The sequence below is a fragment of the Methylobacterium carpenticola genome (assembly GCF_042748905.1).
GTDB lineage: Bacteria > Pseudomonadota > Alphaproteobacteria > Rhizobiales > Beijerinckiaceae > Methylobacterium > Methylobacterium carpenticola.
Genome location: NZ_JBHZEO010000001.1, coordinates 3,083,105 through 3,095,925 on the forward strand (window position 1 = coordinate 3,083,105; position 12,821 = coordinate 3,095,925).

Annotated in this window: 9 protein-coding genes; 7 read left to right on the forward strand and 2 right to left on the reverse strand. The window is 69.8% G+C overall.

Going from position 1 to position 12,821, the window contains the following annotated elements; translation table 11 throughout:
• Nucleotides 1-3 precede the first annotated feature (3 nt).
• The 5 genes from ACE101_RS14520 to ACE101_RS14540 all read left to right on the forward strand — a co-directional run bounded on the left by ACE101_RS14520 (nucleotide 4) and on the right by ACE101_RS14540 (nucleotide 6,700).
• Nucleotides 4-669 (forward strand): response regulator, encoded by a 666-nt coding sequence (locus ACE101_RS14520; RefSeq protein WP_379130594.1) that lies wholly within the window; start codon nucleotides 4-6, stop codon nucleotides 667-669.
• Between the two features lie 200 nt (nucleotides 670-869).
• On the forward strand, nucleotides 870-2,936 hold the full coding sequence (locus tag ACE101_RS14525; RefSeq protein WP_379130597.1) for a carbon starvation CstA family protein: 2,067 nt from the start codon (nucleotides 870-872) through the stop codon (nucleotides 2,934-2,936).
• 7 nt (nucleotides 2,937-2,943) lie between these two features.
• On the forward strand, nucleotides 2,944-3,168 hold the full coding sequence (locus ACE101_RS14530) for a YbdD/YjiX family protein (protein ID WP_379130600.1): 225 nt from the start codon (nucleotides 2,944-2,946) through the stop codon (nucleotides 3,166-3,168).
• Nucleotides 3,169-3,394: 226 nt separating this feature from the next.
• Nucleotides 3,395-4,336, forward strand: a complete 942-nt coding sequence (locus ACE101_RS14535) for a DMT family transporter (protein ID WP_379130603.1) — start codon at nucleotides 3,395-3,397, stop codon at nucleotides 4,334-4,336.
• 54 nt (nucleotides 4,337-4,390) lie between these two features.
• Entirely contained in the window at nucleotides 4,391-6,700 is a 2,310-nt protein-coding gene (locus ACE101_RS14540) for a Tex family protein (protein WP_379130605.1), read from the forward strand.
• Nucleotides 6,701-6,881: 181 nt separating this feature from the next.
• On the opposite strand, the gene ACE101_RS14545 is transcribed toward ACE101_RS14540, so the two are convergent.
• Both ACE101_RS14545 and ACE101_RS14550 read right to left on the reverse strand, forming a co-directional pair.
• Nucleotides 6,882-7,454, reverse strand: coding sequence for a L,D-transpeptidase (locus ACE101_RS14545; protein WP_379130608.1), 573 nt, complete (start codon nucleotides 7,452-7,454; stop codon nucleotides 6,882-6,884).
• 126 nt (nucleotides 7,455-7,580) lie between these two features.
• Nucleotides 7,581-8,474, reverse strand: a complete 894-nt coding sequence (locus ACE101_RS14550) for an alpha/beta fold hydrolase (protein WP_379130611.1) — start codon at nucleotides 8,472-8,474, stop codon at nucleotides 7,581-7,583.
• Nucleotides 8,475-9,064: 590 nt separating this feature from the next.
• Here ACE101_RS14550 and ssb point away from each other — a divergent pair.
• Nucleotides 9,065-9,595 carry a single-stranded DNA-binding protein gene (gene ssb / locus ACE101_RS14555; RefSeq protein ID WP_379130613.1) on the forward strand — a complete coding sequence of 177 codons (531 nt, stop codon included), beginning with the start codon at nucleotides 9,065-9,067 and terminating at the stop codon, nucleotides 9,593-9,595.
• 211 nt (nucleotides 9,596-9,806) lie between these two features.
• Nucleotides 9,807-12,533 carry a DNA gyrase subunit A gene (gene gyrA, locus ACE101_RS14560; RefSeq protein WP_379130615.1) on the forward strand — a complete coding sequence of 909 codons (2,727 nt, stop codon included), beginning with the start codon at nucleotides 9,807-9,809 and terminating at the stop codon, nucleotides 12,531-12,533.
• Nucleotides 12,534-12,821: the final 288 nt, after the last annotated feature.

A 12,821-nucleotide genomic window follows, 5' to 3' on the forward strand; every position in this document is an offset into this window, starting at 1 on the left:
GACATGCATCTGATGATCGTCGATGATCACCCGCTGTTCCGGGAGGCTCTGGCGAGCGCGGTGCGGCTTGCCTTCCCGGCGGCGGCGGTCGAGGAGGCGGACGGGATCGACAGCGCCTGCGCCGCGCTCACGCGCCTGCGCTCGGTGGACCTCACCCTGCTCGATCTCACCATGCGCGGCGTCAACGGCTTCGACGGCCTGATCGCCATCCGCACCCGGTTCCCGCGCATCCCGATCCTCGTCGTGTCGGGGCTCGACGACCCGCGCATCGTGCGCGAGGCGCTGAGCCACGGCGCCTCCGGCTTCGTGCCGAAGGCGGCCGGCAAGGCGGTGCTGACCCGGGCCATCACGGACGTGCTCAACGGGGCGATCTTCGTGCCGGAGGGCATGGGCGCGCAGGAGGGCGAGCCGCCGCCCCGCGGCAGCAAGCCGCCGATCGCGGAGCGCATCGCCGAACTCACGCCCCAGCAGGTGCGCGTGCTGCTGATGATCCGGCAGGGCAAGCTCAACAAGCAGATCGCGCACGAACTCGGCGTCGGCGATTCCACCGTGAAGGCCCACGTCTCGGAGATCCTGCGGAAGCTCGGCGTCATCAGCCGGACCCAGATCGTCATCGAGACCGCGAATCTCGACTACGACCACATCCTCTCGGAAAGCTCGACGAACTAACGTTGGGAGATGCGCTGCGGCCGCCATGCGCGGGCTGCATGACGCAAGGGAATGGTTCCAGGGCTTGATGGGTGAGCCGCGCGGCCCGAGCATGGCCAGCGCGATTCCTGGCGCTTATCCGAAAGTCTAAAAGCGGTTAACATCCCGAGTAACTAAACGGCCGTTCGTACCGAACCGCCCCCCTCGGGAGAAACGCTCGCATGACAGCCGTCCAGAAGCATGGGCCGTGGGCCCTCGTGGGAGCGCTCGGCGCCGCCGCGCTCGCCGTCGTGGCCACCAATCGCGGCGAGAGCGTCAACGCCCTCTGGATCGTGGTCGCCGCGGTGTCGATCTACCTGATCGCCTACCGCTACTACTCGCTCTTCATCGCCGACCGGGTGATGCGGCTCGACGCGAACCGCCCGACCCCGGCCATGCGCCACAATGACGGGCTCGATTACGTCCCCACCGACAAGTACGTGCTGTTCGGCCACCACTTCGCGGCGATCGCGGGGGCGGGCCCGCTCGTCGGCCCGGTGCTGGCGGCGCAGATGGGCTACCTGCCCGGGCTGCTCTGGATCCTCGCGGGCGTGGTGCTCGCGGGCGCGGTGCAGGACTTCATGGTCCTGTTCGTCTCGATGCGGCGCGACGGGCGCTCGCTCGGCGAGCTGATCCGCTCCGAACTCGGCACCATCCCGGGCGTGATCGCCCTGTTCGGCGCCTTCCTGATCATGGTGATCATCCTGGCGGTGCTGGCCCTCATCGTGGTCAAGGCGCTCGCCGAGAGCCCGTGGGGCACCTTCACGGTGATGGCGACGATCCCGATCGCGCTCCTGATGGGCGTGTATTCGCGCTGGATCCGGCCCGGCAAGATCGGCGAGGTCTCGCTGATCGGCTTCGTGCTGCTGATGCTCGCCATCGTGTACGGCCAGAACGTCGCCGCCGACCCGGTGCTCGGGCGGATGTTCACCTTCACGGGCACGCAGCTCTGCTGGATGCTGATCGGCTACGGCTTCGTGGCCTCGATCCTGCCGGTCTGGCTGCTGCTCGCCCCGCGCGACTATCTCTCGACCTTCCTCAAGATCGGCACCATCGTGGCACTGGCGCTCGGCATCCTGGTGCTCGCCCCGCACCTGCAGATGCCGGCGGTCACCAAGTTCGTGGACGGCACCGGCCCGGTCTGGTCCGGCTCGCTGTTCCCCTTCCTGTTCATCACCATCGCCTGCGGCGCGGTCTCGGGCTTCCACAGCCTGATCTCCTCGGGCACGACGCCCAAGCTGATCGACAACGAGAAGAACGCCCGCTTCATCGGCTACGGCGGCATGCTCATGGAGTCCTTCGTCGCCGTGATGGCGCTGGTCTCCGCGAGCGTGATCGACCCGGGCGTCTACTTCACGATGAACGCGCCGGCCGCGGTCGTCGGCACCACGCCGGAGAGCGCCGCGGCTGCCGTCACCAAGATGGGCTTCCCGATCACCCCCGAGACGATCCAGCAGACCGCCGCGGATGTGGGCGAGCACACGGTGATCTCGCGGGCGGGCGGCGCCCCGACCCTCGCGGTCGGCATGGCCCACATCATCTCGAACGTCGTCGGCGGCAAGGCGATGATGGCGTTCTGGTACCACTTCGCCATCCTGTTCGAGGCCCTGTTCATCCTGACCGCGGTCGATGCCGGCACGCGGGCGGGACGCTTCATGCTGCAGGACCTGATCGGCGTCGCGGTGCCGGCCTTCAAGGACACGGCCTCCTGGGGCCCCAGCATCGTGGCGACGGCGCTCTGCGTCGCGTTCTGGGGCTTCTTCCTCTACCAGGGCGTGACCGATCCGCTCGGCGGCGTGAACACCCTGTGGCCGCTCTTCGGCATCTCGAACCAGATGCTGGCTGCCATCGCGCTGACCCTGTGCACGGTGGTGATCTTCAAGATGAAGCGGGAGCGCTACGCCCTCGTCACCATCGTGCCGACGGTCTGGCTCGTGGCCTGCACGATGACCGCCGGCCTGCAGAAGATCTTCTCGGCCGATCCGCGCGTCGGCTTCCTCGCCCACGCCGACCGCTACGCCGCGGCGGCGGCGGAGGGCAAGGTGCTGGCGCCCGCGAAGTCCCTCGACCAGATGAACCAGATCGTGTTCAACGATCGCATCGACGCGGTGCTCGCGGTGCTGTTCGTGGCGGTGGTGGTCGCCATCGTGTTCTTCGGGGTGAAGTCCTGCATCGCCGCCTACCGGACCTCGACCTGGACCGCCCTCGAGGCCGATCCGCGCGGCCCGGTGCCGGCTCCGGCGGAGTGAGGCGGCCATGGCGCTGCAATCGGAGGCCCTGCGGGAACGCTGGGCCACCCTCACCAAATGCGTCTGCGACGGCGCCCGCCTGATGGTGGGACAGGGCAATTACGACGCCTACGTCGCCCATATCCGCAAGACGCATCCGGACCAGCAGCCGATGACGCAGACGGAGTTCTTCCGCGACCGCCAGAACGCCCGTTTCGGGGTCGGCGGGCGCGGCGGGTTCCGCTGCTGCTGACCGCTCCGCGGCCCCGGCCGCAGGCATCCGTCCGATCGGAGCGGATCCTGCGGCCGAGGTCCGGGAGCGCGGGCCGTCTTCCCACCGCGGTTTGGACACAGGGCGGTGAATCCGGCCTTAACCAGGGCTGAGCCTGCGGCATGGCCGTTCCGCGGGATCGTCACGGCTGAGATGAGCGAAGCAGTGCTAAGTTGAGGGCCTCCCGCTCTCCTGCTCCCGCACGGCCGTGGCCACGCTCGCCCCCAGTCTTCCCGCCGTCATCCCGTCGCGCCCCACGCTGTCCCTGACCGGGGATCAGCCGCTGCGCGGAATCGGCCTCGTCATCCTCTCGACCGTCTTCCTGTCGTCGTCGGACGCGACCGCGAAGTATCTCGCCGGATCGCTCCCGGCGCTGGAGATCGCGTGGCTGCGCTATGCCGGCTTCGTCTCGGTGATGCTGGTGGCGGCCCTGATCGGCCGGTCGCGGAGGCGCGGGCGCTCGGCCTTCCGCAGCGCGCGCCCCGGCCTTCAGGTGCTGCGCGGCGTGGCGCTGCTCGGCTCGGCTTTGCTCTTCCTCAGCGGGCTGCGTTACCTGCCGGTCGGCGAGGCGACGGCGATCAGCTTCGTGTCGCCGATCTTCGTCACCGCCCTGTCGATCCCGCTCCTCGGCGAGACGATCGGGTTCCGGCGCTGGGCCGCCGCCCTGGTCGGCCTCTGCGGCGTGCTCATCATCCTGCGTCCGGGCACCAGCGCCTTCCAGGCGGCGGCGCTGCTCCCGGTCGCCTCGGCCCTGTTCTGGGCCCTCGCGCTCGTCGTCACCCGCAAGATCAACGGCTACGACGCCCCGCAGACCACGATGACGTGGTCGGCGCTGATCGGCTTCGCGCTCCTGACCTGCATGGTCCCGGCCGTCTGGACGACGCCGAACCTCGACGAGGTCGCCATCGGCGCGGCGATCGGCCTGATCTCGACCACCGGGCACTGGATCGTGACCATCGCCTACCGGCACGCCCCGGCCTCGACCTTGGTGCCCTTCTCCTACAGCCAGATCATCTGGGCGGTGCTGATCGGCGCCCTCGCCTTCGGCTCGGTGCCCGACGGCTATGTCGGCCTCGGCGTCCTTGTGATCGCGGCGAGCGGCCTCTACACCGCCCACCGCGAGCGACTCCGGGGCGTCCGGAGGGCCTGAGGCTCTCCGGCGGCCAGCCCTCCGGAGCCGTCTCGCCGGTTCCAAGGGCAGGACATGCTGAGCATCACCCAGCGCATCGCGACCGAACTCGGCGCGCAGGAATGGCAGGTCAAGGCGGCGGTCGAGCTGCTCGACGGCGGTTCGACGGTCCCGTTCATCGCGCGCTACCGCAAGGAAGTGACCGGGACGCTGGACGACGCGCAGCTGCGCACCCTGGAGGAGCGCCTGCGCTACCTGCGCGAACTCGACGAGCGGCGCCGGGCGATCCTCGACAGCATCGAATCCCAGGGCAAGCTCGACGCTGCGCTGCGCGGCCAGATCCTGGCGGCCGAGACCAAGGCCCGGCTCGAAGACCTCTACCTGCCCTACAAGCCCAAGCGGCGCACCAAGGCGCAGATCGCCCGCGAGGCCGGGCTCGGCCCCCTGGCGGAGGCGTTGCTCGCCGATCCGCGCCGCGCGCCCCTCGACCGGGCGGCGGCGTTCGTGAACCCCGAGGCGGGCGTCGCGACGCCCGAGGCCGCCCTCGAAGGTGCGCGCGCCATCCTGGTCGAGCGCTTCGCGGAGGATGCGGAACTGGTCGGCGCCCTGCGCGAGGCCTTCTGGAACCGCGGGCGGCTGGTCTCGCTCCTGCGCGAGGGCAAGGCCGAGGCGGGGGCCAAGTTCTCCGACTATTTCGACTTCTCCGAGCCGCTGACCCGCCTCCCCTCGCACCGGGTGCTGGCCCTGTTCCGGGGCGAGAAGGAGGAGGTGCTGGACCTGCGCCTCGACGAGCAGCCGGCCAATGCCGAGCCGGGGGCGCCGAGCCTGAGCGAGGGCCGCATCGCCCTGCGCTTCGGGATCCGCGACGAGGGCCGGCCCGGCGACAGGTGGCTCGCCGAGACGGTGCGCTTCGCATGGCGCACCAAGCTGCGCCTGTCGATCGAACTCGACCTGCGCGCCCGGCTCTGGGACGCGGCCGAGACCGAGGCGGTCCGGGTCTTCGCCGGCAACCTGCGCGACCTTCTCCTCGCCGCGCCCGCGGGCGCGCGTCCGACGCTCGGCCTCGATCCGGGCTACCGGACGGGGGTGAAGGTCGCGGTGGTGGACGCCACCGGCAAGGTCGTCGCCACGGACACGATCTACCCGCACGAGCCGCGACGCGACTGGGACCGCTCCCTCGCGACGCTCGCGCGGCTGTGCAAGCTCCACCGGGTGGAGCTGGTGGCGATCGGCAACGGCACCGCCTCGCGGGAGACCGACCGGCTCGCCGCGGAACTCGCCCAGCAGCATCCCGAGCTGAAGCTCACCAAGGTGATGGTCTCGGAGGCCGGCGCCTCGGTCTACTCGGCCTCGGCCTATGCCAGCCAGGAACTGCCGGATCTCGACGTCTCGCTGCGCGGAGCGGTGTCGATCGCCCGCCGGTTGCAGGATCCGCTGGCGGAGTTGGTGAAGATCGAGCCGCGCTCGATCGGCGTCGGCCAGTATCAGCACGACCTCGCCGAGGGGAAGCTGTCGCGCTCCCTCGACGCGGTGGTGGAGGATTGCGTGAACGGCGTCGGGGTCGACGTGAACACCGCCTCCGCGAAGCTGCTCGCCCGGGTCTCGGGCCTCTCCGAGCGGGTGGCGCAGAACATCGTCGTCCACCGCGACGCGAACGGCCCCTTCCGCGGCCGCAGCGGCCTCAAGAAGGTGGCCGGCCTCGGGCCGAAGGCCTTCGAGCTGTCAGCGGGCTTCCTGCGCATCACCGGCGGCGACGACCCGCTCGACGCCTCGGGCGTGCATCCGGAGGCCTATCCGGTGGTGCGGCGCATCCTCCAGGCGACGAAGAGCGACATCAGGGGCGTGATCGGCAATACCGGCCTGCTGCGCTCCCTCGACGCCAAGCGCTTCACGGATGACAGCTTCGGCCTGCCGACCGTCACCGACATCATCGCCGAGCTGGAGAAGCCGGGCCGCGACCCGCGCCCGAGCTTCCGCACCGCGACCTTCCAGGAGGGCGTCGAGACGATCGCCGACCTGAAGCCCGGCATGCGGCTCGAAGGGGTGGTGACCAACGTCGCCGCCTTCGGAGCCTTCGTGGATGTCGGCGTCCATCAGGACGGCCTCGTGCACATCTCGGCCCTGGCGAACACCTTCGTGAAGGACCCGCGCGCGGTGGTGAAGCCCGGCGACGTGGTGACGGTGAAGGTCCTCGACGTGGACGTGCCGCGCAAGCGGATCTCGCTGACCATGCGCCTCGACGACGCGATCGGCGCCCGGCCGGGCCGCGAGGCCGGCCGCCGCGAGCCGCCCGCCAAGGCGCCCCGCCCGGCGGCGCAGCCGGCCGGGGACGGCGCACTGGCGGATGCGCTGCGGCGGGCAGGGCTCACCCGCCCGCCGCGGTGAGACGGCGGCTGTCGGAGAGATCGGCATCCGGTCCCGGGTGCCGAGCTGGGCGCTCCGATCGAAGCCCGCCCCCTCCTTCCCGGCGACCGAAGCGACGGCGGAAGGAGATCCGGGAAAGGGGGAGAAGAAACTCCCGGCTTGGCGCCGATGCGGCAGGAGCCTGCGCCCGACCTCGGGACCGCTACGGCAGCACCACCACCTTGGTGCCGATCTTCACGCGGCTGTAGAGGTCGATCACGTCGCGGTTGGTCATCCGGATGCAGCCGGAGGACACCGCCGCGCCGATGGTCTCGGGCTCGTTCGAGCCGTGGATCCGGTAGAGCGACGAGCCGAGATAGAGCGCGCGGGCGCCGAGCGGGTTGTCCATGCCGCCCGCCATGTAGCGGGGCAGGTCCGGGCGGCGCTTCAGCATCTGCTCGGGCGGCCGCCACGCGGGCCATTCCTTCTTCATGGTCACGGTCTTGGTGCCCGACCACGAGAAGCCCTGCCGCCCGACGCCGACCCCGTACTGGACCGCCTCCTGGTTCGGCAGGATGTAGTAGAGCCGCCGCTGGCTCGTCGAGATGACGACGGTGCCGGGCTTGTAGGGGCTGTTCCAGCCGATGGTCTGGCGTGGCACCGCCTGCTGGCGGAAGACGGTCAGGAAGTCGGCCAGCGGGCCGCTTTCGAGCACGCTCGCCGCCCGGCCGGGTCCGGTGGCGGCCAGCGCCATCAGGGCGGCGCCGCAGAGCGGCGCCAGGATTCGAGGCGTCATGATCGCCCTCCCCTCTGCGGGTGCGCCGAATCGCGGCGCGGAGCAGCGGGCATGGCCGAGACGGATCGGGCCGGTCAAGCCGGGGCGGGCCGACGGCCGGGCGGGTGACGCATTCGGGACACAGGCTCAATCGCCGGGTGCCGCGTCAGTCAGGAAGGCGATCAGGGCCCGGTTCACGGCCTCCGCCTCCTCGTGCTGGAGCCAGTGGGTGGCGTCCGGGAACCAGTGCAGGCGCCCGTCGATGCAGCGCGTCAGGCTGTCCTCGGCGAGCTGGGCTTCGAGGGCGGTGTCGCGCTTGCCCCACAGGACGAGCACCGGCGGCTGGATCGGGGACGGCGCCGGCCGCCGGGGCAGCCGCAGGGCGCGATACCAGTTCAGCATGCCGGTGAGCGCGCCGGGCTCGGCCCAGGCGGCGGCATAGCGGTCGAGGGAGGCCGCCTCGAAGGTGCCGGGACGGCTCGTCGTGACGAGCGCGCGGCGCAGCAGCGCGAACCCGCCGGCGCCCAGTATCGCCTCGGGCAGCCAGGGCAGCTGGAAGAACCCGACATAGAAGCTGCGCAGCCCCTGGCTCGGATGCCGCTTGGCGTAATCCAGGAAGACGTCCGGGTGAGGCGCGTTCAGGATCGCAACCCGGTCGATCCGCTCCGGATACTGGGCGGCGGCGCGCCACGCGACGAGGCCGCCCCAATCGTGTCCGACCACGCGGATGCGCTCGCGGCCGAAGGCATCCGCGAGCGCCACGACATCCGCCGCGAGTTCATCGAGATGGTACGCGCCGAGATCGGAGGGCTTGTCGCTCCCGGCATAGCCGCGCTGGTCGGGGGCCACGACGCGCAGGCCGGCGGCGGCGAGCGGCGCGATCTGGTGCCGCCAGCCGTACCAGAATTCCGGAAATCCATGCAGGAGCAGGGTGAGCGGCCCCTCCTCCGGACCGGCCTCGGCGAGGTGCATGACCAGGCCCCGCAGGCGGATCGAGCGGGTCGCCGGCAGCGGGACGTTCGTTACGGTCGCGTCGCTCATGCATCGTGCTCCCGGGACGGGGCGAGGCTCCGTCCGATCCGGACAGGCTGACAGATCCCCCGCACCGCCGCGCGGCGGCAGGGGAAAGAAGGTGTTCGCGAATCACCGGCCGCCCAATCCCGCTCGGGCTCCCGCCATGATGCGTGGCTTCCTTGCATCATCGCAGATCGATCGCTGGATCTAACCTTGAGCTCTCTTGATGATGCCGATACCGAAGCCTATATTCCGCATTGCAGCACGGCGATGGCGTCGCCGCGTTGCTGCCCTCTATGGGCGTTTCCTCCCTAGACTTGGGCCACACGAAGGTGTGGCCTTTTTTCTGTCGCGATCGCGGGGCTGTCAACAACGGCTGGCGTCGGATCGCCTGCCGGCTCCTGGACGACGCGGTAAACCGGACCCGGCCTTGATCCGCGGCGCGAACAAAGATAGAACATATGCGACCGGCCGGCTGTGTGTTGCGGGCACAGAGCCCCTGCCCACCTTGCCGGCGCGGATCCGTTCGGCCCAACCTCGACCGCGACTCGATCAACGATCCGCGGTCCGGGCCGGGCGCGGCAGCCCGAGAGAGATGGACGGCGAAGGAGAGCGGAATGGCGGGCAGCGTGAACAAGGTGATCCTGGTGGGCAATCTCGGGCGCGACCCCGAGACCCGCCGCCTCGCCTCCGGGGATCCGGTGGTGAACCTGAGGCTCGCGACCTCGGAATCGTGGAAGGACAAGGCCACGGGCGAGCGCAAGGAGAAGACCGAGTGGCACTCGGTCGTGATCTACAACGAGAACCTCGCCCGCGTGGCCGAGCAGTACCTGCGCAAGGGCTCGAAGGTCTATGTCGAGGGCCAGCTCCAGACCCGCAAATGGCAGGACCAGTCGGGCGCCGAGAAGTACACGACCGAGGTCGTGCTGCAGCGCTTCCGCGGTGAGCTGACGATCCTCGACGGACGCGGCGGCGGCGGCGAGATGGGCGCCGACGACATGGGCGGCAGCATGGGCGGCGGCCAGATCAGCCGTGGTGGCGATTTCGGCGGCGGCGGCCGCTCCTCGGGCGGCGAGCGCCGGCCGGCCCCGGCCGGCGGCGGCGGCCAGAAGCGCTACGACGACCTCGACGACGATATCCCGTTCTAGGCGTTTGCCGGGATCGGAGCATGACGGGGCGGCGCGGACGGAACGGTCAGCGCCGCCCGGCCGCGTCGGCGGCGCCTTGCGCAGGCGCTGCCGTCACCCCATCTAAAGCCTTGAATTCACAAGCGTTCCAGCAGCCGCCACGCGGGTGGCGGCTTGGCTGGAAATCGGCTATTTCCAGGGTGGCCCTGTCGGCCGCCGCGAGAGTGTGACCTTGGCAGAGAACGACCAGACCGGCGCGCCTCCGCCCGCCAGCGACATCAAGCCCGTTTCCATCACCGACGAGATGCGCCGCTCCTACCTCGATTACGCGATGAGCGTGATCGTGAGCCGGGCGCTGCCTGATGCGCGCGACGGGCTGAAACCCGTGCATCGCCGCATCCTCTACTCGATGTATGAGAACGGCTACCTGCCGGACCGCAAGTACGTCAAGTCGGCGCGCATCGTCGGCGACGTCATGGGTCAGTATCACCCGCACGGCGACCAGTCGATTTACGACGCGCTGGTGCGCATGGCGCAGGATTTCGCCATGCGCCTGATGCTGGTCGACGGCCAGGGCAATTTCGGCTCGATTGACGGCGACCCGCCGGCGGCGATGCGCTACACGGAATCGCGCCTCGCCAAGCCGGCCATGGCGCTGCTCGAGGACATCGACAAGAACACCGTCGACTTCAACCCGAACTACGACGAGTCGAAGGACGAGCCGGCAGTTCTGCCCGCCCGCTTCCCCAACCTCCTCGTCAACGGGGCGGGCGGCATCGCGGTCGGCATGGCCACCAACATCCCGCCGCACAATCTCGGCGAGGTGATCGACGGCTGCGTCGCCTTGATCGACGATCCCGCCCTCACCATCGAGGCGCTGAACGACATCATCCCGGGTCCCGACTTCCCCACCGGCGGCCAGATCCTCGGCCGCGCCGGCACCCGCTCGGCCTACCTGACCGGGCGCGGCTCGGTGGTGATGCGGGCGAAGTCCCACGTGGAGGAGCTGCGCAAGGAGCGCGAGGCCCTGATCTTCACCGAGATTCCCTATCAGGTGAACAAGGCCTCGCTGGTCGAGAAGATCGCCGAGCTGGTGCGCGACAAGCGCATCGAGGGCATCTCCGACCTGCGCGACGAATCCGACCGCGACGGCATGCGCATCGTGGTGGAGTTGAAGCGCGACGCCATGGCGGACGTCGTGCTCAACCAGCTCTACCGCTACACCCCTTTGCAGACCTCCTTCGGCTGCAACATGGTGGCGCTGAACGGCGGCCGGCCGGAGCTTCTCAACCTCAAGGACCTGCTCCAGGCCTTCATCGACTTCCGCGAGGAGGTCGTCTCCCGGCGCACCAAGTTCCTGCTGCGCAAGGCCCGCGAGCGCGCCCACGTGCTGTGCGGCCTCGCCATCGCGGTCGCCAACATCGACGAGGTGATCCGGCTGATCCGCACCTCGCCGGATCCGAACAGCGCCCGCGAGGCCCTGATGAGCCGCGACTGGCCGGCGACCGACATCGCGCCGCTGATCGCCCTCGTGGACGATCCGCGCCACCGCGTCGCCGATGACGGGACCTACCGCCTGTCGGACGCGCAGGCCCGCGCGATCCTCGACCTGCGGCTCCAGCGCCTCACCGCACTCGGCCGCGACGAGGTCGGGGACGAGCTGAAGCAGCTGGCCGACGAGATCGCCGACTACCTCGACATCCTGCGCTCCCGCGCCCGCATCCTCGGCATCGTCAAGACGGAACTCGCCGAGGTCCGGGCCGAATACGCGACGCCGCGCAAGACCGAGATCCAGGACTGGGACTCGAACGTCGAGGACGAGGACCTGATCCAGCGCGAGGACATGGTCGTGACCGTGTCCCATGCCGGCTACATCAAGCGCGTGCCGCTCTCGACCTACCGGGCGCAGCGCCGCGGCGGCAAGGGCCGCTCCGGCATGGCGACCCGCGACGAGGATTTCGTCACCCGCCTGTTCGTGGCCAACACCCACACGCCGGTGCTGTTCTTCTCCTCGCAGGGTCAGGCCTACAAGGAGAAGGTCTGGCGGCTTCCCCTGGCGGCGCCCAATGCCCGCGGCAAGGCGCTGGTGAACATCCTGCCCCTCGACCAGACGGGCGAGCGCATCACCACCATCATGCCGCTGCCGGAGGACGAGGCCTCCTGGGAGACGCTCGATGTGATGTTCGCCACCGCGAGCGGCAACGTCCGGCGCAACAAGCTCTCCGACTTCGTGCAGGTGAACCGCAACGGCAAGATCGCCATGAAGCTCGACGAGGGCGACCACATCGTCCATGTCGAGATCTGCACGGAAGCCGACGACGTCCTGCTCACCACGGCAGCGGGCCAGTGCATCCGCTTCCCCACCACCGACGTGCGCGTGTTCAAGGGGCGCGACTCGACCGGGGTGCGCGGCATCAACCTCGCCGCGGGCGACCGGGTCATCTCGATGACGATCCTGCGCCACTTCGAGGCGACGCCCGAGGAGCGGCAGGCCTATCTGCGGCGGGCCAATGCCGACCGCCGCGCCACCGGCGAGGCCATCGAGATGCCGGCCGCCCCGGAGGCGGATGCCGAGGAGACCGCGGCCTCGATCGACCTCGATCAGGAGCGCTACATCGCCATGGGCGCGGCCGAGCAGTTCGTGCTGACGCTCTCCGAGCGCGGCTTCGGCAAGCGCACCTCGTCCTTCGAGTACCGGATCTCCGGACGCGGCGGAAAGGGCATCAAGGCCATGGAGGTGAACGCCCGCAACGGCAGCCTCGTGGCCTCCTTCCCGGTCGAGACCAGCGACCAGATCATGCTGGTGACCAATGGCGGCCAGCTCATCCGCGTGCCCGTGGACGACATCCGCATCGTCGGCCGCGCCTCCCAGGGCGTGACGGTGTTCAACACCGCCAAGGACGAGAAGGTGGTCTCCGTCGAGCATATCGAGGGCGAGGAGGAGGCCGAGGGGGCCTGATCCCCCTCGCCGCGCGGCCCTCCGAAGGCGGTCAGCGGAGGCAAGCTGGAGCGGGTTCCCCTCGCCCGAGTCGGAGAGGGGAACCGCCCGCGTCCGGAAGCTGCCGTTCTTTCGCTCTCGTCCTCTCCTGTGCGGACATGATGGGCCTTGGCGGGTGAGGAGAGGCGCGCCGCTCGGGTTATCCGGGATCGATCGTCCGATGCTTCTACGAAATCCGATTGCCGGCGGAAGATCTATTGCGTGATCGTCGCCGCAGGGACACATCACGCCCTGCATGTCCGAGCATAT